The organism is Fibrella aestuarina BUZ 2, assembly GCF_000331105.1.
GTDB lineage: Bacteria > Bacteroidota > Bacteroidia > Cytophagales > Spirosomataceae > Fibrella > Fibrella aestuarina.
Genome location: NC_020054.1, coordinates 467,428 through 486,795, shown reverse-complemented (window position 1 = coordinate 486,795; position 19,368 = coordinate 467,428). Strand labels below are relative to the sequence as shown.

Annotated in this window: 19 protein-coding genes and 1 tRNA gene; 3 read left to right on the top strand and 17 right to left on the bottom strand. The window is 50.7% G+C overall.

Going from position 1 to position 19,368, the window contains the following annotated elements:
* Positions 1 to 69: 69 nt before the first annotated feature.
* Together FAES_RS01870 and FAES_RS01865 are read right to left on the bottom strand one after the other, a co-directional pair.
* Positions 70 to 465 (bottom strand): nuclear transport factor 2 family protein, encoded by a 396-nt coding sequence (locus tag FAES_RS01870; protein WP_015329484.1) that lies wholly within the window; start codon positions 463 to 465, stop codon positions 70 to 72.
* A gap of 84 nt (positions 466 to 549) precedes the next feature.
* On the bottom strand, positions 550 to 1,119 hold the full coding sequence (locus tag FAES_RS01865; RefSeq protein WP_015329483.1) for a dihydrofolate reductase family protein: 570 nt from the start codon (positions 1,117 to 1,119) through the stop codon (positions 550 to 552).
* Between the two features lie 366 nt (positions 1,120 to 1,485).
* Between FAES_RS01865 and FAES_RS01860 the strand changes: the two genes are divergently transcribed.
* The 3 genes from FAES_RS01860 to FAES_RS01850 all read left to right on the top strand — a co-directional run bounded on the left by FAES_RS01860 (position 1,486) and on the right by FAES_RS01850 (position 4,820).
* Positions 1,486 to 2,760, top strand: coding sequence for a flavin-containing monooxygenase (locus tag FAES_RS01860; RefSeq protein WP_015329482.1), 1,275 nt, complete (start codon positions 1,486 to 1,488; stop codon positions 2,758 to 2,760).
* 301 nt (positions 2,761 to 3,061) lie between these two features.
* Positions 3,062 to 3,916: an AraC family transcriptional regulator gene (locus FAES_RS01855; protein ID WP_015329481.1), complete on the top strand. Its 855-nt coding sequence runs from the start codon at positions 3,062 to 3,064 to the stop codon at positions 3,914 to 3,916.
* A gap of 97 nt (positions 3,917 to 4,013) precedes the next feature.
* On the top strand, positions 4,014 to 4,820 hold the full coding sequence (locus FAES_RS01850; RefSeq protein WP_229364405.1) for an NAD-dependent epimerase/dehydratase family protein: 807 nt from the start codon (positions 4,014 to 4,016) through the stop codon (positions 4,818 to 4,820).
* Positions 4,821 to 5,361: 541 nt separating this feature from the next.
* On the opposite strand, the gene FAES_RS01845 is transcribed toward FAES_RS01850, so the two are convergent.
* The 15 genes from FAES_RS01845 to FAES_RS01780 form a co-directional block, all read right to left on the bottom strand.
* Positions 5,362 to 5,766, bottom strand: a complete 405-nt coding sequence (locus FAES_RS01845) for a YopX family protein (RefSeq protein ID WP_015329478.1) — start codon at positions 5,764 to 5,766, stop codon at positions 5,362 to 5,364.
* The gene (locus FAES_RS01840) at positions 5,759 to 6,337 is read right to left on the bottom strand and encodes a hypothetical protein (protein ID WP_041257376.1); all 579 of its coding nucleotides are present in this window, start codon (positions 6,335 to 6,337) and stop codon (positions 5,759 to 5,761) included. Before FAES_RS01840 ends, FAES_RS01845 begins: the two co-directional genes overlap by 8 nt.
* A 244-nt stretch (positions 6,338 to 6,581) precedes the next feature.
* Positions 6,582 to 6,776: a hypothetical protein gene (locus FAES_RS01835; protein WP_041257375.1), complete on the bottom strand. Its 195-nt coding sequence runs from the start codon at positions 6,774 to 6,776 to the stop codon at positions 6,582 to 6,584.
* Between the two features lie 177 nt (positions 6,777 to 6,953).
* Positions 6,954 to 7,514, bottom strand: a complete 561-nt coding sequence (locus tag FAES_RS01830; protein ID WP_041257374.1) for a hypothetical protein — start codon at positions 7,512 to 7,514, stop codon at positions 6,954 to 6,956.
* A 59-nt stretch (positions 7,515 to 7,573) separates the two neighbouring features.
* Positions 7,574 to 12,250 (bottom strand): tape measure protein, encoded by a 4,677-nt coding sequence (locus FAES_RS01825; protein ID WP_041257372.1) that lies wholly within the window; start codon positions 12,248 to 12,250, stop codon positions 7,574 to 7,576.
* A 95-nt stretch (positions 12,251 to 12,345) separates the two neighbouring features.
* On the bottom strand, positions 12,346 to 12,840 hold the full coding sequence (locus FAES_RS01820; RefSeq protein WP_015329476.1) for a hypothetical protein: 495 nt from the start codon (positions 12,838 to 12,840) through the stop codon (positions 12,346 to 12,348).
* 4 nt (positions 12,841 to 12,844) lie between these two features.
* A complete protein-coding gene (locus FAES_RS01815; RefSeq protein ID WP_015329475.1) occupies positions 12,845 to 13,054 on the bottom strand; it encodes a hypothetical protein in 210 nt (69 codons plus the stop codon).
* A gap of 91 nt (positions 13,055 to 13,145) precedes the next feature.
* Positions 13,146 to 13,727, bottom strand: a complete 582-nt coding sequence (locus FAES_RS01810) for a hypothetical protein (RefSeq protein ID WP_015329474.1) — start codon at positions 13,725 to 13,727, stop codon at positions 13,146 to 13,148.
* Between the two features lie 4 nt (positions 13,728 to 13,731).
* On the bottom strand, positions 13,732 to 13,899 hold the full coding sequence (locus FAES_RS30270; RefSeq protein ID WP_158408743.1) for a hypothetical protein: 168 nt from the start codon (positions 13,897 to 13,899) through the stop codon (positions 13,732 to 13,734).
* 159 nt (positions 13,900 to 14,058) lie between these two features.
* Entirely contained in the window at positions 14,059 to 15,288 is a 1,230-nt protein-coding gene (locus FAES_RS01805; protein ID WP_015329473.1) for a DUF6371 domain-containing protein, read from the bottom strand.
* Positions 15,289 to 15,404: 116 nt separating this feature from the next.
* Entirely contained in the window at positions 15,405 to 16,769 is a 1,365-nt protein-coding gene (locus tag FAES_RS01800; protein WP_051054009.1) for a DNA primase family protein, read from the bottom strand.
* A gap of 147 nt (positions 16,770 to 16,916) precedes the next feature.
* Positions 16,917 to 17,135: a hypothetical protein gene (locus tag FAES_RS01795; protein ID WP_015329471.1), complete on the bottom strand. Its 219-nt coding sequence runs from the start codon at positions 17,133 to 17,135 to the stop codon at positions 16,917 to 16,919.
* The gene (locus tag FAES_RS28810; protein WP_015329470.1) at positions 17,132 to 17,515 is read right to left on the bottom strand and encodes a helix-turn-helix domain-containing protein; all 384 of its coding nucleotides are present in this window, start codon (positions 17,513 to 17,515) and stop codon (positions 17,132 to 17,134) included. The genes FAES_RS01795 and FAES_RS28810 overlap by 4 nt, the downstream gene beginning before the upstream one ends.
* Before the next feature lie 272 nt (positions 17,516 to 17,787).
* Entirely contained in the window at positions 17,788 to 19,107 is a 1,320-nt protein-coding gene (locus FAES_RS01785; RefSeq protein WP_041257370.1) for a site-specific integrase, read from the bottom strand.
* A gap of 183 nt (positions 19,108 to 19,290) precedes the next feature.
* Positions 19,291 to 19,363 (bottom strand) — tRNA-Thr (locus FAES_RS01780).
* Positions 19,364 to 19,368 lie beyond the last annotated feature (5 nt).

The window sequence follows — 19,368 nt, the reverse complement described above, 5'->3', positions numbered from 1 at the left end:
AAATGGGCTTTTAAGTAGACAGCTTGTTTTAATAACTGCCAACTACTATCCGTGACATACGACAGGCTACTATTGAAATGTTTTGGTCACTAGTTCAGTGTCCATGTACTCATTGATCGCCCGTAGCTTTCCCTCTTTTAGGTAGCATACCCAACAATAGTGATTATTATACGGCTTGCCCTCAGGCGTCGTGTTCTCCCCAACGGCTTCAACCACTACATAATCCCCATCCCCAATGATACGTTTAGCCTTCGCTTTGTAGGGAGGCCGTAAGGTCGTCTTTATCGCTCCCCATAGATCGTTGACCACCGACTGTTTCCCCTCAAAGGTCTTGGCCCATGGCCCACTGCCCATCCAGCGCCACTGCATGTCGTCGGCCATCGCTTCCAAAAAGGGTTGATCATTGCCTAGAGCTAGTTGGGCGAAAATTGTTTCCGTTAGTTGTTTATTGGCCAGAGCGCTCATGAGTGTTCAATGAATAGCATAAAAGGCGACTACTGAGTACCTGACTAGGGATGCCACAGGTGTTTCTTTATATACTTTTCCAACTTATTGCTGAGCAGTATAATGTAACGTCACTACCCCCGAACCGAGCGCTTTTGAAGTCAGTAAGGTCAACTTAGTCATTGATGTGTGACTGTCAAACAGGGGGATACCTTTCCCAAGGATGACCGGATGCAGCGTTAATTGGTATTCATCAATCAAGCCTAGTTGCATGAAACTTTTGGCTAGGCCAGGGCTGCCGAAAATCACTAGGTCTTTGCCCGCTTGCTGTTTGAGTTGGGTTATCTCCTCGACGACATTGTCTTTGATGAGCCTCGTGTTAGACCAATCTGCACGGGCCAAGGTAGTGGAAAAAACGATTTTGGGAATCTGCTCTACCCATCGCGCATGGTCAAGTTGGTGTTGGCTGGCCGTTGGATCAATCAAAACGGTGGGCCAGTAGCCGGCCATTAACTGATAGGTATGCTTGCCGTAAATCGGCGCGCCAACCGTCTTTACCAGTTCATCAGCGAATTGTTGGAGCTCGTGAGTGTAGGACAAAAAACCCAGGCTGCCATCAGTGTCGGCGGCAAAGCCATCCAGGGATATGTGGGCGAATAAAACTAACTTTCTCATCTTGTTGCAAAGCTACGGTGCTACAGGAAAGGGACCCGGGCTGAATGCGACAAGCTAAGGGGGCTGTTAGGCTATTTAGCAGATGATTGCATCACTTGTAAGCCGTTCGAAGTAAATAAAGGCTTGTCTTTGCCTATACATCTTCTTTATGAGGCAAAGCAAGTTGCTACCCTGGAGATTTCTCTCGATGGCTTTCTCAAAATACCCTCGTACTTGAGATGAAGGGGCAAGTTTGTAGTGGCTTATATATTGAGGGATAATTGGACGCTCACGTTGTTAATCCAAAAGAAAGAATGATCTTAGCTATTTGCTACACCCAGATAACTGTCTAGTAGACAGACCTGTTAACGTTGACTCGATTTACCTATGAGTAAGCCGATACTGGACGTCATTGTGGTTGGCGCGGGGCATGCTGGCATTAGCGTCAGCTATTATTTAGCCAAACAGGGTGTTTCCCATCTGGTCTTTGAGAAGGGACAAATCGGGGAAACCTGGCGTTCCCAGCGGTGGGATTCCTTTAAGATGAACTCGGCTAACAGATTAAATCTGCTTCCCCAACAGGCCACCTATTTTGACGACCCCGATGCCTTTGCTGGGGCAACTGAATTTGCGCTGGCGCTGGAATCCTACGCCCACCAAGAAAATCTGCCAGTTAAAGAATACTGTCCGGTCGTGTCCGTACATACCGACCAGCAACGAGGTGTCTTTCGGGTTACCGTCTCGGAGCAGGGCAAAGACACAGCCTATCTCAGCCGACGGCTAGTGATCGCCTCGGGTAGTCAAAATAGGATTTGGGTCCCTGACTGGGCCAATCACTTAGCCCAGCCGGTGGTGCAACTACACGCCAGTCAATACAAAAATGCCCATCAACTCCCCGCTGGAAATGTGTTGGTGGTAGGGAGTGGCCAATCCGGAACTCAGATCGCCCAGGATTTGCTGCGTTCGGGGCGACACGTTTTTCTGTCGACGGCCCGGGTTGGTCGGATACCAAGACGCTACCGGGGTAAAGATATTTTTGACTGGCTTGTTACGATTGGGTTTTACAATACGCTTACTGAGGAGGTCACTGACCCGTCTTTGTTAACGGTCAAAAACCCGCAGGTGTCGGGAGCCGGGCAGCGGGGGAAAACCTCTAGCTTACAGTCTCTGGCCAGAAGTGGAGCCATTATACTGGGTCGGGCGGACAGAGCCGACGCCGACACAATTTTTTTTCAGCCCAATTCGTCCGCTAACGTCAGGTACGCTGACGAATTTTCTCAGCAGGTGAAACAGCGCATCGACGAGTACATTCAAAAAAATAAGGTGTTGGCTCCGCTTGCCGACATTGATCTGGATGATGTGCCGGACGAAGAAGCCGCCTGCGCGTCTGATTTGACGCAACTGAATCTTGTCCAGGAGACGATCACCTCCATCATTTGGACGACCGGGTTTAGGGGTGATTTCAGCTACCTGCCCCTGCCTGTGCTCAATGAGGAGCGGTTCCCCAAGCATCGAAATGGGATTGGCGCCGTCGAGGGACTTTATTTTATTGGACTCCCTTGGTTGAGAAAACGGCAATCGGCAATCATATTGGGGATTAAGGAAGACGCAGAATTTATTGTCAGTCACATCGTAAAAAGTGGCTTACCTGGCCGTGGGTAGCTGAACCGTCCAACTAAATTTTATCCTTGTTAGTTAGGAGATTGAATCGTTTTATGAGCGCTGATCCAGCCTTAAATTCTCACTACCCGAACTCATAATGGCCTGATCGTGTGCTACGTACAGAGTTGGGCCATGATTAAAACCGGTGTCTCATCATACGCACTTTAAAGGGGGCGTTACACGAGCACTTACATGTATAGACAGCGGTTAACAGGGCACTAGCCTAGTTAGTCTGCCCATATTTACCTTTCCAAGGCAAGAAGTATACTGTTGCTCTAGTACTGTTAACTACTCAATAGATATGCGCTATATCCATTCGTTCCCTGAGCACTACAGCCAACATAACCAATTGCCCATTCGGATCGTTTCCCCAAATTTTGGCCACTTGTCTCCACAAGCCATAGATACCTATGGCTCTATTCACCGTTTACCCTACTACTTCTTCCTGTTTATTCAGGATGGCTCTACTCAGCAGAACGCTGATGGGGAGACGTTCGAGATAGGCAGGCATGAACTACTTTTCCTCTTGCCTCACCAAATTCACCAATTGACGGGTAACCTACACGGAAATGATTATTATAAACTGGGCTTTGATGAAGAATGCCTTTCCCGATTGCCCAAGCAATACCCATTCCTACTTAATCCGCTCAATCAGCAAAAAATACGTTTTTTACCCGCTGCCGCTCGTAGGCTTCAAGCAATTTTTGACCTACTTCAGGGGTTACTAACCGTTTCAGATACGGACCCTGACCTTATACTGGCTCATTTGAACAGCCTACTGACGGAAATTAATAGTGCTTATTTTGCAGGGGACTGCAAGCCAGCCGATAGCCGGCTGACCAAATATATCGGCTTCAAAGTGTTTGTCGAAAACAACCTGACCGATCACCCGACCATTAAGGACATAGCCCAGGAACTGGCCCTAAGCACTGACAGCTTATATCAGTTAGTGAAACAGTACTCGGGACGCTCACCAAAAGAATTTATTACCGACCGACTTATCCTAGAAGCCAGACGTCGCCTGTATTGCGGAGAACCCTCTTCGGTCAAGGAATTAGCTTTTGAGCTGGGGTTCAATGACCCGGACTACTTTTCCCGCTTGTTTAAAAAAGTAACCGGCAAAACGGTCGCCGGGTTTTTCCAAGATTTGTCCTGACCATGTCGGCTTTCGTCCGGCTTTGTTAATAGCCCGCTTCCGAACTTTGTTCATCGTATAAATTATACAGGACATGAACAGAGAAGTAGGTAAACTATTGGTAACTGGAGTAACCGGCCTTGTCGGGGAGCGCCTGCTCCGGCGTCTTGTCGATGCGGGTATGGACTGCCGCGCGCTGGTGCGCCCTGGAAAGCGTGTTCCAACCGGTGTGTCGGCTGTAGAGGGTGACCTATTCAATGCTACATCGCTCACCGAAGCCGTTAAGGATGTGTCAGTCGTTATCCACCTGGCAGCGGTATTTCGCACGCAAGACACGGATCTGATTTGGAAGAGCAATCTGGAAGGGACGCGCAACCTGATCAATACAGTAAAAGCGCATTCGCCTGGCGCCCGATTCATTCTGGCCAGTACGACCAACGTTTACAACGCAGATAATCCACACCCTGGTCGCGAAGATGACCCGGTAGCTCCCCACCAGGCCTACCCAGCTAGCAAAGTGGCGGCTGAGCAGGAACTGCGGGCAAGTGGTCTGAATTGGGTAGTGCTGCGGTTTCCCTTTGTGTATGGCGACGGGGATGGGCATCTGGAAGCGTTACCGAAGTATGCGAAAGCCGGCAACTGGCACCCGGCCATGCGGATGAGTACCATCCACCACCGCGACATCGCAACGGCAATGAAGCTGGCCTTATTGGGTTCGATGGACAAGCGCATCGTTAATATTGCCGATGAAGCCCCCACGTCGATTTATGAATTAGCCCAGCTGGTTAATGAGCCAGTAGACTCCTCCTCTGAGCCGTTAGTAAATCCTTGGTACTTGCTTAGCGATAGTACGTTGGCTCGTCGTCTCGGCTTCCAACCTACTGTTCGGACAGTCTATCAGGCCGTACAGGAAAGTATCATGTAATTAGGCGCTAATTAACGGTTTTGAGAGAACGAACAGCGCCCTAATAAATAGCTGTAAACTCTGTTTTTCTCTTAAACCCTCCTTTTGAAATACTCATACTGCGACCTCTTCGAGCAGACGAATAAGCACAAGGAGAACAACGATCATATTCTTGTAAGCTCGGTCAGCAGACGAGGTAGATTAGCCTTGGCATACAGCTCGGATGAGGTCAGTACGTCCTTACCCCTAGCTTTCTACTTTGGGGGCGTAGTTCATGCCCGCTACAAGGCTCAGTCCTACAGGCTATGGCATCTCCTCATTCAACAGGGTCTGTTGGTGTTTCCGAAAGACAGAATGACAACCGGTAGAGGCTGGGTACGTTCCCGCCGATGCCAGCAACGTACCCAGCCTTATCTGAAACGCACAAAAAAAGCCCGGCCATGTCGACCGGGCTGTGAGCCTCCTACGGGACTTGAACTAGTATTAATAATCAGATAGTTATGGAGGGGTTATTAGTCAGTTGACGGATTGGTTGACGAAAAGATGCTTATTGAATCATCCGCTAGTTGGCGTTAATCAGGTAGTCCAGCGGTAGGGCTACTCCTTCCCATTCGGCATTTTGAGTCAGTTGATTGGGAGTCAGGTATACGTTGCCAACCACCAGATCAGCTAACGGCCCCTCACGGGTAGAAAAGGGGGTAAACTCGACCCCCTCATGATCGGTGGTGCCAAAGCAGCCTGATCGATAACAGACGAGGTAGTGATATACCCCAGCCCACTGCTCTACCTTGTCGACATGCATCCAGCGAATAATGTCACCTTCCCAAACCTCCACGCCCCGGGCATCGTAAATGCCGGTGAATTGGGAAATAACTAGCTGAGGGTTTACCAGCTGCTCTATGCTGGTAACGGGCGTGAGCGTCCTGTTGGCAGCATCCCACGCCCGTAGTTTGATCGGCCTATTCATTGGGCTCAGCGGTAGAAACCCATTCTACAGCGTAGATAGCCTGAACGTCCACTTTAAAGATGCGTTCAGACTCTGCTTCGGCTGGCTGCCGGACGCGAAGCGTTAGCGCCTTGTCATCTACGGCTACCACCTCACGAAATCGGTTCTCGGTGATCATGAATAGAAACGCAGTTCCAGCACGTAACCGGCTGTACTCAAAGACGGGGCTACAGAAGAGGTAGCACCCCTTCGGGTAGCGCGGACTCATCGACTCGTCGAGGACCTGAAAAACAGATGCTGGCCCTTCCATTATTGGGCTCATCGAATCCAACCGGTAGCAGAAAGCTACATTACCTTCTGCCGGTGGAGGGTAGTTGTATGTCTCTTGATTCTTGGCAGTGTTTTCTAGTCCAGCCTCAAACGGCACTTGCCCGGTCTGATTTATTGCAGCGGTAGTGTCAGCCTCAGCCTTTGGCGCCTGACTGACAGAGTACAAAACGGACTGATTTGGTCTTTTGGGGCTTCTTTTTGACCGTTTACCCTGTTTTTTTGCATACGATGCCTTACCACCGTATTTTTGTCCCGGAGTCATAGATAATATGGCTTTAAAGGTTTCAAAGACCCCGCACTGATCGCCGCCAAGCTATCCCAGTGCGGGGTTTTCTTATTGTTGGCCCCATTCCACCGTGTCAACCAGGCACCCCGATTAGGGGACTATATGGCATCTTTCGCCAGAACCAACAAACGAATATAAACAAGCAGCCCAACAAATGCAAGACAGTTGTAATTAATCGTCTTGCGTTTGTTGGGCTGCTTGTCAGGCTACGCCTTATATATTAACTGGCTTTCTTGGCGTTCAGCTTCTCGCGTTCGTGCTCTATAGCCAAATTACGTTCATCGCTGAGAAATTGAATAGCCCTGGCCACCACCTCAGCCCCGCTCTCATTAAAAACCGTTTCAAGGTCTTCAATTTGGCTAATTGTATCTTTGGGGAGCCTATACGTTTTGCTCAGCTTTGCCTCCTTTGCCATGATGCTGTTTTACTTCGTTGTAAGACAAATATAATACGTTGTCGTGCAAATCAAAGGGCAATTCAAACCACTGATCTTACCTACTGAAAAATATCTTTTTTTCTGAGCACGTCACTTTTACCACTTTCACCACTAAAAAACGACCTCGACGTTTATGATCGAGGTCGTAAAACGCCGCTACTTACCCTTGACACTGTCAATTTTCGCCTTAGCGCCATCGAAAGCTGTTTCAATCGTACTGAGCCCGTCTACGAAAAGTGTTTGGTCGCTACCATATCTAGATAACTTAAGGTACCATTTAGGAGCACCATCAGCACCTACGTAGTACCCAACTTGGAAGCCATCGACCGTGGTAAATTTATTCTCTAGGTAGTCAGATTTACTTGCCACGTCTTTGTCAACTTCGCTTTTCAAGGAGGCTATAGCCTTTATGACTTCAAGTAAGTCTGCGTATTCAATCGACGCAACGGACGTGGTATACTTGCTCTCTTTTTCGATCTGATAAAAATAGACAGGCGGAATGGTACCGCTGCTTACCTTTCTTATTCTCGTTTCAGATGAAGCTCCAAAAGAGGTTTTGATTGGAGGCAATTTATAGTCAACAAACTTTGTGATGATCCCTGTCTTCGAGGTGAAAATATCCATTTTGGTTTTCACCTCTTGGGCTTCTTTTTTGGCATCTTGTGCATGGATTTGACACGTTGCAAGCAGTAGCGCTGCAAGTAGAAATAGACGCATAAAACAGTTGATTTAGTTCGTGCGGGCAATATACACAAAGTCAATATTGTATGACTAAATCAACCTCCTTTCGCCCGCAGCGGATCGGCTTTGGCATTAGCCTTCATTTCCTCCAGCGTCCGGTCGATGGTGCGCAGGTAACTCAGGTAGTTGGAGTTATTGGAAATGTTGGTGAGCATCACCAGTTGACTACGCATCGTGACGGCGTTATCAGCCTGGGTGATCCGAATGGCGTTGAGCTGCCCAGCCAGCACCGATGCTGTCTCCTCGGTCACGCCCTTGATCGCACCGGATAAGCCTTTGTCCACGCCCGCCTTTTGGCTTTTTTTGTCTTTACTACTGAAAATATCCAACCCGAACTTATCAGCTTCAAGCTGGGCATCAGATAGGGCCTTGGAGAAGTCGGTTACCAGATAATTGTACTTCTGGTAAAAGTTTCCCAGGTCGTCAATCACATTGTTATCGCCCCCTACATCAAACGAGGCAACCAGTTGTTTCTGTAGTTCATCGAACTGGCTTTTGAAGACCGAGTTGAAAATGATTTGGCTCAAGACGTTTTCAAGCGTGTCTGATACCGATTCACCAAAACGCTCAGCGGCATCCGTGCCGTCGCTAAATGCACTTACCAAAGCATCCCGTAACGAGTCACCCAGCCCCCCGGCTAGATCAGCTACGGCGCCGTTGATCTGCTCTTTAGCTTTTTCAATTTGACCCTGCCAATCGAGCGTGTTTTGTACAAGTTGCTGGGTCGCCTCATCAAGCTGGTTGCTCGCCAGCAGGCTCTGAGCAAGTTCTTTGTTGATTTCTGCCTGGCCGTTAGCGCCCTGCTTGATGAGACCCGGATATTTCTCCAGCAGCCCGATGTAGTCATCCGTCCGCTTTTCGCCGCCGAACAAGCCAATCAGCCCGCCCACAATGGCCCCGCCGACCGCCCCGATAACTGTACCGACGCCGGGGATCACGGAACCAATAGTCGCTCCGGCAACAGCGCCACTACCAACCGCCCCCCAGTCGGTTTTATCGGACTGACCGTTTTTGGCCCTACCCTGACTCAGCAAGGCTATTGACTTCAGGTAGTCGGTATTAGCCTTGCCCAGTTGCTCAATACCACCCCGTAGTGCCTTCTCCTTATCCTTGATGAACACGTTACTGTCCGTGCTCGATTGAATGCCGATCTGCTCATTCAGTGCCAGATTATATTGCTGCTGCAAGGCAATCTGGTTGCGCATAAAATCGGATTCCGCCTGCTGCCGCTGCGCTGATGACGAGGTAATGATATTGATCAGATCGAGCCCTGCCGATAGGCCAATGTTGAGCCGCTCCTGCCCAGTGATGCCTGGTTTGAAGGAACTGACCAGCTTGCCTGCCCCGGCCGATACCCCTGACAACAACCGGCCCATTTCGCCAAGCTCACCCGTTAGGCCGCTAAGCATACCGCCTAGTTCCCCGAAAAACTGCGCAAATTCCTGATAGTATTGCAGCCGATCAGTGGCTAAGTCGCGTTCGGCCTGCCGTTTCGATAAGACCGCTTTGCGATACTCTTCCGAATCCTCTCCGTATAGTTTCTTTTTGTAGTTTAATTCATCGTCGGCCTGTTTAAGCCGTTCTTTCAACGCTTTGCGCCCTTCAGACGTGATCGTTTTGGTGAATGCCTTGAACTCATCGGATCCCTCAACGGTAGCATCTTTGACGCCTTTCAATTCTTCTTTGCGGGCTTTCTCCAGGTTGGCAATAAAGTCCTTGTAGGCTTTGCTCTCTTTGTAGATGTAGAACTCGTCGGCCTGCGCGCGGAGGTCGGCATAATGGTTCTCAATAGCCTGCCGCTGTTCTTCGCTATCGACGACGCTCTTTAGAAACTCCTGCAAGTTGCCAAACCGCTGGCTCGTCGTTTCGACCTTCTCTTTTTGAATAACGACCCGTTTGTCTGTCGTAAGCGCTGAGGTATCCTTCGGGTCGAGTTTGGCTTGCTGGGCTTCGAGGTACTTCAGGTACTGGGTCAGACTACCGGCTTCTGCCTTTGCCCGCTGCAACTGGTCGGTAAACGCTTCAATGGCCGACTTTCCGCCCGTCAACCCTTTTTTCTGGCCGATGAGCTCGGTCAAATTCTGAGCGTCCTGTTCCGACAAAACACCTCCGCCCCGCTTCGACTCCAGGGCGGCAATTTGTTTGTCGAGGTAGTCCAGATACGACGTACCTGACACTTTGAGATTAGCAAACTGCTTATCGGCCGCCTCTTGTCCATAGGCGGCTACCCAGCTTTCGTACAGCACGTACTGGCGCTGCTTTTCTTCCAGTTCTTCCCCGAACGTTTTAACGGCATTGCGCTTCCGCAACTCGTCAAGCTGCTTTTGGGATTCGGTAACAACGGACTGGTATGACTTGATAAGGGCCGGATCGGCACCCACAGGTAATTTCTCTAATGCTTTCTGGGCATCGGCAATTTGTGCCTCAAAAAACGGGATACTGTTTAGAGGAGCCTCGACCGACCGTTTGATGAGTTCGATCTGCCGCTGAGCATTGTCCTTGATGGCCTGTTGTTGCTGCTGAATCTTGGGGTCGGTCGTTTTGCGAATCAGCTCATCGGCCTTCTGAATAATGTTGGCGTAGTACTGCTCACTACCAAATATGCCCTCTTTTTCAGCCTCCTTAGCGGCGGCTTTACCCGCTTTCGCCCGGCCTTTGGCCGTCAGTTTTTCGAGGTCACTTTCGAGCTTTTCGAGGGCTGCTTTCTCTTTGCTACCATCTACCGCATCTGTTCGCTTCTCCTTGACCTTCTTAATCAGATCGTCCCGTAGCTTGTCGGTCTTGGCGTACGAAGCAACCAGGCGCAACGTACCGGCGTCGTTGGCCTTCGCTAAGCGGTCGGCAAACGACTGATCGGCTTTCGGGTTGCTGTTGAGCGTATCCAGCTGCTTATTGACGGCTGCTAGCTGATCTTCGGTGTATTTGTACGCCTTGCTGAGCTTGTTGAGTTGGCCCAACTGACTCAACTGGATTTCCAGCTTCTTTTTTTGAGCCTCCAAACCCTGCTTTGTTCCCTGTTGGTAAACAGAGCCCATCACCTTATCCAGTTCACCTATCGCCCGATCGGCTTGCTGTTTTGCCTCTACAGCGGATTCAAACGCCTGTCTGGCCAATAGTAACTGCCCAGCAGAAGAGGCCGCCCCGGCATCATACCCCATTGCTGAGCCACTGGCATTGATCGGGCCGGTGGACTTGGACGCTTGGGATGCTTTCTGTTTATCAAGAAACTCTTGCCGCTTTTTATCTACATTATCCTGCGCCTCGATCTGCTTGGTGAATGCCTCTTTGTATTTGGCACTGTACACCTCGAGGGAGATTTGCTGACGAAGGGCAGAAATGTAATTATTTACCTCGTTGGTCAGGTCTGCCGTTTTGGCCCGCTGAAAGTCCAGCCCCCGAACAATATCAGGTGAGATTTCGCGCAATCGGTTATAGGCTTTCAGTCGTTCCGATTCGGCAATGTTCTGATTCTTCAGTATACCCGTCAGTGACTTTACCTCCCCGGCCTGCTCCCCAACTCGTTTGTTGATGTCGGCAGTTGCTTCGCCCAACAGTTGCTGGGCTGTTTTTACCTCGATGACCTCTTCCCGAAACGCAAAGTAGGCCGCTACCAGCGTAGCCAGTACGGTTGCTACAGCGACGTAGGGATTTGCCAGCATGGTGGCGTTAAGCTGGGCCTGCGCCCGCGCAAGAAACTTGCTAACAACGATCTGCCGTCCCTGTTGCTCGGTCAATACTTCCCCTGATGCGGCGGCCAAAGCCTGCTCCAATTTGAGCGACTCAAGCAAAAACAAACGGGTCCGCTCGACGGTCGTAGTAATCACTACAGCTGCTTTGTATGCACCGTAACCCGCAGCTAACGCGGCCAGATACTTGGCAATGTCTTTGTAATGGGTGGTGAGTTCGGTTGCCCCTTGGATGGCGGCCCCTATCGGACCTTCGGTCTCTTTGCCAATTTCGTTGAGCATTTGCGCCCATGCATCTTTGAAATTGGAGGCAAGGCCCGTAAGCGACTGAACCTGTTTTGCCATCAGCCCTTCGAACATGCCGCCGGTTGATGTCATGTTTTTGAAGGCCTGCTCAACCTGCGGAAAACCTACTTTCCCGGCACTTACCAGATCATTGACCTGCTCAACCGAAACTCCGAGCACTTTTGACAATTCGGCGTAGATCGGGATGCCACGTCCCGCAAATTGTCTCAGGTCGACGGCGTACGCTCGCCCCTGCGAACGAAGAGTACCATAGAGGTATATCAGGTCACCAACTGGCGCTGATACACCTGATGCCACATCGCCGATCATTCGCAACTCACTCACGACACCTTCCGCCGACGAGCCGTAAGCCAAAAGCTGCTTTGCCCCCTGGCTTAATTCGGATAACTGGAAGGGGGATTTAAGGGCTTCGTTCGATAGCTCACGGATGAGTGTATCGCTCTTCTCTTTCGAGCGAAGCATCGTTGTAAAGGCGATTTCCAACTGCTGAAATTCGCCCCGCACTTTGACGAGTTGTTGAGGTAGCCCGGCCAATCCTGCCACTGCGAACGCGCCGGCCGCGGCTTGCCCTAATCGGGAAAATAGTTGATCAATCTGACTACTTTCCCGCTGAACGGTATTGGTAAATCCCAGCATACGGCGCTCCATGCGAGTCAGCGTATTAGTCCACTGGGTATCATTAATGAGTGCGCTAAAGTGAAGCGGTTCACCTGTTTCCATTCCTGTAGGTTGTTTTGATGAGGGTAAGGGTTTCGAGACAATGGGCTTCTATTTGAAGACCCTATAGATCAAGGTTCGCTCTCCTTTAGGGCGAGCTAGGCGACCGACGGTTGAGTGATTCGCGGCGCGACCTTCATCAACTCAATGGCCCCAATGAAGGCGGGATAATTAGCCATGTGATTGATGATGCCAACCAGTGCAATTAACTCGTCAGGCGTTATGCGATTCGCCAGATATCGACTCATGAAGGGAGTTAAAAAGGTTAGTCCCCACCAGTTATCCAGTATCGCTATGGCCACGATTCGGGCGCAACGTTGAAAGTTCTTCGGTGTCTGGGCCAAACGCTGACGATCAATGACCCCAGCTTGATCAGTCAGATCCTCGAGCTGGCTCATTTCCCGGATCAGGTATTCCAACGTACCCAAGTACGGTTGTTTGAGGTGCCAGGTACGTTCTTTGGCTCCGAAGTATCGCAATAGTGAGCGTTTCGGAGTCGAAATGGTGAGGCCATTTTGTAGCAAAGTAGCAAGTTGCCGCTGTTCTGTTGCGGCCTCATCGCTGGCTAACGTGTCGATTTGCTGAGCAGTCATAGTGCTAGTTCGGTTGTTGGTTTTGATACAGCATTAAAGCCAGCGTCATCACCGGAATGCGCAGAGTCAACGGACTGCCTTTGACCTGGTTGATCAGTGTCAGCCCCTGGTCGGTCGTCAGGTCATTCCAGGCAATACCAAACCGGATGTAGGTAATCAGACCGGGATTGGCATTCACGAAAAAGGTATTTCGGACAACCTGGTAACTCGTCATCGATGAGGCTGAGTTTTTCTTTATAAGTTACAGAATAATAGGCAGTTACACTAGGAACATGCCTATTATTCTGTACTGGAAATCTCGTTTTTTATTTGCTGCTCAATCGGTCGTAATCCAGCCGGGTAAGACCGAAACTGGTTTCCTGGTATCCTTTGAAGAACAGGTCATTCAGCGTCAGTTGCGGGCTTAACGTCAGTACTTTGTTGAGCGCGTCGAGGGCCGCTTGGTGAGCTTCACGAAGCGAACTGCCCGCCTCGGTTCGGATATAGTGGGAAAACTCCTCTCGAATGATGCTGTCCGCATCGGCAGAAATGACAACCGTACCCTCATCATTGATTCGCAGGTATCTACCTGACTCGTCGACTGGTTGGCGGTAGGCCTTGAAGATGCCGTAGAACTTCTCGAGATCGCCTTTGATAGCTCCTTTGATGAGGCTTTCGGACTGAATACCTGCCCGACTAAGTTCACCTTTGATGGCCTGCTCGATCCGATCCGCGACCTGTTCCCCGCGGCCGTACAACAGATCCTGCAGGCCGGCAGCATCGACCCGGTACGAGTTGATGGCATTGATCTGATCGATGAGCTTTTGTGCGTCTGATCTAACGTTGCTAAGTGCACGTTTTTTGGCGTCGTAGTCGGCCTGATTGAAATGCAATAAGATGGGTTCCATAGGATTACCGTATCCGTATCTGAGTTAGAAGGTGATTGATTTGCTTTTGTAATTCTGTGTCGCTGTCGCTGCCAGCGGCTGGAATGGAGGCGGCAGGTTTTGGAGCCTGGGGCATAATCAGCTTCAGGACAGCGGCAATCTCTTCCTGAGTTGCTTTCGGGGGTTGTTGCATGGGTATATGCGGTTTGTGGTTAATAGGTTGATTGTGAGCGATTAAGTAAAAATGAGTTGGTGTCGGATTGAGAGGTAAAAGGGAAAAACCCCATAAAACACCATTTTTTTGCCTACTCTTCTGGGGGTTCCCAAGACGAACCCTGCTCTACAGGCTGCTTCAGGGATTGGGCGGGTACTGTGGTTGGCTGCCCGGTGGTGGCCATATGCCTGATGAGGTTGGCGGCTGCTCTAACAGGAAATCAGCCAGATCCAAGCCGTTAGCGCGCTGTTGATCGGTAGCCTGTTCTTCGAGAAGACTGGATACCTCGACCCGGAAACCTTGCCCGCGTAATTCGTCGGCGGTCGTCGACCAACCTTTGATCGTTCGTCCGTCACGGCCTACAGTATCATAGAAGGCGTTGAGGTCAGGGTATAGGATCAGCTTACGACCCCGCAACGGCTCCAAGCGTTCAGGCTTCAAGTAAGACTTGCCGCCGATGGCCAGCCAGACAAAGTCCGGAAAGTGGGCACTGCACACAACGGCCGTTTTAGGCGCCTCGACAATGGCAATTGGTGCATCGGCTGATGCTTCTCGTAATTGGGATAGGCCAAATGGTACGGGCCAACGATCCGCATTATTCTGGTAATCGGTGAGCCAGTCGGGTACAGGTTGTCCCTGTTGCTGATAGTAACGAAGCAGGCAATAACCCACGGAACTGATACAGGGCTGGGCATTACCTTCCACGTCCGTGTAACGGGCTTTGTGCCAATCGTCTGCGAATAAGACGACCTGGCCACCTCGGGCTCGTTTTTCAAGATCGACCACCCAGAAGACGCAGGCCCCGGGCCATCGTGAGGACGTACCTATCTGAAAGCGCTGCATCAGCTCGTGAGCCTTGCTCATGCCGAACTGACGACTCAGCAGCAGATAGAATTGATTTTGCCCGTAACGCCTTGTTGCGACTGATGAGCAAAACACGTCATTGGGCAACGCATGAATCGAGGGCAGTGGTGAAAGTGGTAAAAGTGAGGGTCGAGAAAAAACATATTTTACAACCTGCTGAGCCTGTTCATCCGTTGCCCCTTCCATTTGGACGAGCGTATCCTGGCAACCTTGAGCCAACATCCCTGAACGCTTCCACTTGCCAACCATCCGAAACCATTCTTTCGGCAGTCGATTGAGCGGGTTCTGGCTGTCAGCGTAACTCAATCCATCAGCTATTTTGTGATAGGGAGAGAGGTGATAACCACAGTGATCTTCCCGATCACAGCGCCCAAACTCATCGGGTAAGGCTTCGCCCGTCTGATTGTCAACGTACCTCGACAGGGCGCGTTGTCGGCCGCACTGTGGGCAAGTGCCTTTGATGGCTTTCCTGGGCAGTCGGTAACGGTAGGCGGAGGCTGTCATGGCAAAAAAACTTTTGTTGTTTGACGCTTCACTTTTACCACTTTCACCACTTTGTCAGGTTGGGCAATCGTGGTGAAAGTGGTAAAAGTGACGTGCTCAGAAAAAAAGATATTTTTTTAGTCGAGGGCCCGGATGCGGGTAAAGACGACCCGGCCAATGTTGCGCTCCCCCACCAGGAACCCTCTCGTTTCCAGCCGTCGCCGGAAGTTGAGTTTGGTGACGAAATTGCGGTGCCCATCCTCCCGGCAGAATGAGGTATACTGGTTATACAATTGCTGCAAAGCTTCGTAGGTCTCGGAGTAGGGCTCATAGCGGTACTCGGCCAGAAACAGCCCAACCGTATCGCTTTCGTTGCGGTAGCGTTCGTTTTGCTGGCGCACCTGTTCCGAATCGGTAAAGTCATTCTGGGCTAAGAGCCGGGCTAGGCCTGCCAGTGCCCAATTGAAAACGCCAGCTAGTTCGGTGGTGATGATCTTTCGCGCCAGGTGAATATCTTTCTCATGGGCTTTGATCTGCACCTCGAAAGGCAGAATCAAAAACCGCCGGAACCAGGCATGCGAGTGCTCGGTAACGATCGGTAACCGGTTGGCGTTGGTTAGCAGCTTGGCGTAATCCTCGATCTGGAAGGGCTTGCCGTACAAGCGTCGGGCGTTTAACGCCTCACCCGAGGTCATGGCTTTAAATACAGATACGTTGATGTCCGAGGCTATCTCTGAACAGTAGTTGAGTAGCTTGTCGGCGATTTCAGCGCGGTACGTTTCCTTTTTGGTGAGTTCATCGAGCGGATGACTGCTAATGTTTTCGCTGCCCAGTAGTCCCGTAATGACGTCGTATACTACGCTCTTGCCGTTGCCCCCTTCGCCTAATAAAACCAGCGTTTTCTCCAGCTTCATACGCTTAGTAGAGGTAAACACGTAGCCGATGTATTCGGCCAGGATCTGTTGCATACTGGCATCGGGCAGCACCTTATCGAGGTGCTTTTGCCAAAGTGGACACTGAGCGTTGGGATCGAAGGCAAAGGGCAACTGGTGGGTCAAAAAGTCGGCTGGATCGGGCTTTTTGAGCTGGCCCCGGCCGTGTCGGTCGATGGTGTAAGTGCCGTTTTGTAAGTTGATCTTAATGATTTCCCGATTAGAGAGAGGAACGGGCAAATGGGCCGTCACTTCGAACTGTCTAAAGATCTGCTCGGCGAATTCGTAGTGCTCGCACTTGAAGCGGTCAGCACCCATCTTTACGGCGGCATCCTGCAAAAAGCGGCGTAGGTCTTTGGGGCTGATTTCTTTATAGAATGCTCCGTTGAAGATGTAGAAGGCGCCGTTGGCCTGACATAAATTCCAGTGATTGACACGAGCCAGTTCTAGAATTACCTGTACAATGATGACTAGGTAGTGTGCCTTGCTCAGTTTGGCGTCCTCGTCATCGCCGACGCCAGCTTTTTCGCGGAAGTTTACTGGCCCGATCTGCTGAAGTAGGTCGCTCATTATTTTGTCGTGAGCGGGGCCGACATACGCAGACTCTTTAAGCCGTTCAGCATCAGCGTTTATCTGTAGGGCAATATCAGAAGACGCAATACCTTTGCTTTGTGTATTCATAGGTACGCAGGTTTAGAGCGCTGGTGGTTGTGGGGACTACCGGCGCTTTTTTGTATGTCGTAGAGGGGAGAGGGAGGGGCGGATGCCCTGGCTTGGACGACCCATCACAGCCGCATCGAGCTTGACAAACAGCATGGCCGCAAAGCGCCTCTGTTTCTCTGTGATGGGCTCATTTTTCTCAACGGCTATAAGCAGCTTGCCCAGTTGAATAACCTCCTCATCATTGAAGAAGGCGGTTTTAGTCATCCCGATCATGCTGCTTTGGCGGTTGAGGTGGGACGTACACGACGAGTTGACGGTAGAGCAGGCTTTTGCTCTGGTTGTTCGGCCTTTTTAAAGCGACGGCTTTCCTTGAGCGCCTTAATAACGTCCTCACGTCGGTAGCGCACTCGGGTCGCTACCTTCTGCGGAATGATGATAGCTTTACGGTCAGGAGTATCCTTACTCCACTCATTTAGCGTGTTGAGTGATACTTGCAATGCCCGCGCCGTCTGTTTGCGGGTGAGGTATTCGGGAAGATCAGCCCCTACCGGCATGGGGGGCGTGTAGTCTGCCAGTTCAGACCGGACAGCGTCCCGTACCAGTTCCTTTAACTGATCGGGAGTAATTTGTATCTGGGTGATTGTGCTGAACATAAGGGCTTTTGATTAAGTCCAGCACAAAGGAATATACAATTTTTCTAATAAAATACCTACTTGGAATAGTACAAATACGTGAATAGTTGGGAATTGACGGGAAGTAGATGAAAGACCAAATTGTATAAAAATAAGATTGCAAAAATTTACGGGAATAGGCGGGACTCAACGGTAAATATCTGAAAACCTCTTGCCATAAATAATTTGCTCTAACCTTATCGATTCTTTGTATAGTTTAATGGTTAATAAATATTGTACCATTAAAATTTGTATCATTTGGTTGGACCGGCAAAGTATGGGTGCTGAAGTAACAGCAGGGCGTTCTGCTCCGACGAAACTTTGATGTAGCGAAGAAATACCGATTCCGAGCGGTGGCCGGTCACCTTCATGATCATAACCGGATTGACACCAGCCAGGTACGCGTTGGTAGCGAACGAGCGCCGGGCTGTGTGGGAGGTCACTAACTCGTATTTGGGTACATACCTGACTTCCCGTTTACCTCCCTTTGTGCGGCCGACCTCTACGCCCTCGGTGAAGCCCACCAGTTCACACAGGTCTTTGAGGTAATCGTTGAGCTTCTGGTTGCTAATCGTTCGCGGCGGTACGCCCTCATATTTGGCAAGAATAGCCAGAACGTTCGGGTTTAGGGGAATGGATACTTTCTCGAACGTTTTGAGCGTCTTGCGCGTGAAAATGCGGCCTTCGTGGGTAATGTTCTCTGGCCGCAACTGGGAGAAGTCTGAGAACCGTAAACCCGTATAGCAGCCGATCAGAAACAGATCGCGCACTCGGTCGAGGCGGGGATTGGCCGACAGATCGTAGTGATAAAGCGTATTTAATTCGGCATCATTGAGATATACGTTGTCGACCTCCTCGACCAGCTTTTTGAAGTGCTTGTGCTGATACGCCGTATTCGTATGCATGCCGTCGGCGTGCGCCTGCTTGAGCATGACTTTGAGGTCTTTCAGCAGCGTTCCGACGTAGTTCAGCGTCAGCCCCCGGCCAGTGAGCCAGAGCTTAAAGTGATGATACCAGTCGAGGGTAATATCGTCGTAGTCGATACCCCGGCCGGTCTCCTCGGCGTACTTAGTCAGAATGCGGCTCAACTTCATGTAGCCGGCCAGCGTGTAGCGGGCATACTGTACGCTTTTGTGATTGAGTCGTCGGCCCCGTTCAGCTTCACCCACGAACCGCACGATGTAGTCGTTGAACGATTCGGCCAGGGGCGGCGCTTCAACCACGGGCGTAGACTTGACCGCTTTATCCAACTCGGCGTCGAGGTGCAGCTTGAGTATGGCGTTGTCGAAAGGAATACCGGCCAGCTGCAGCCGCGTGACGATCCGGATCAGCGCGGCGCGGTGGCGGTCCAGATGCGCGTTGACAGTTTCGTACTGAGCCCGTTCGGACCGGTTCTTCTGATTGGTATGAGCGCGCTGGCGCCCAGCGTCCCATTGAAAGGGCTCTACGAACTGCCCCGTCGAATAAACAAAGCGCCCATTATTGAAGCGGTAAACAAGACTGATCAGGGTCGGCGCCGTGGCGCGAGGGTCCTTCAGCAGACATTTGACGTCTGCCAATTGGGGCGTTTTCACGGTCTAAGGCTGGTTTGCTCTTAGCCAAATATACAGACCTAGTTGACGCGGTTGACGGATTGGTTGACGGTTTTACTTTATTTCCCCGTATCTATTTCGATCAAGTACAATAAAGCAAAAAGGCTAACTCGCTGTTTTTCAGTCAAACTTGACTGTTGCGAATTAGCCTTGATGCAAAAGATGAGCCTCCTACGGGATTCGAACCTGCGACCTACGCATTACGAATGCGTCGCTCTACCAGCTGAGCTAAGGAGGCTTTTA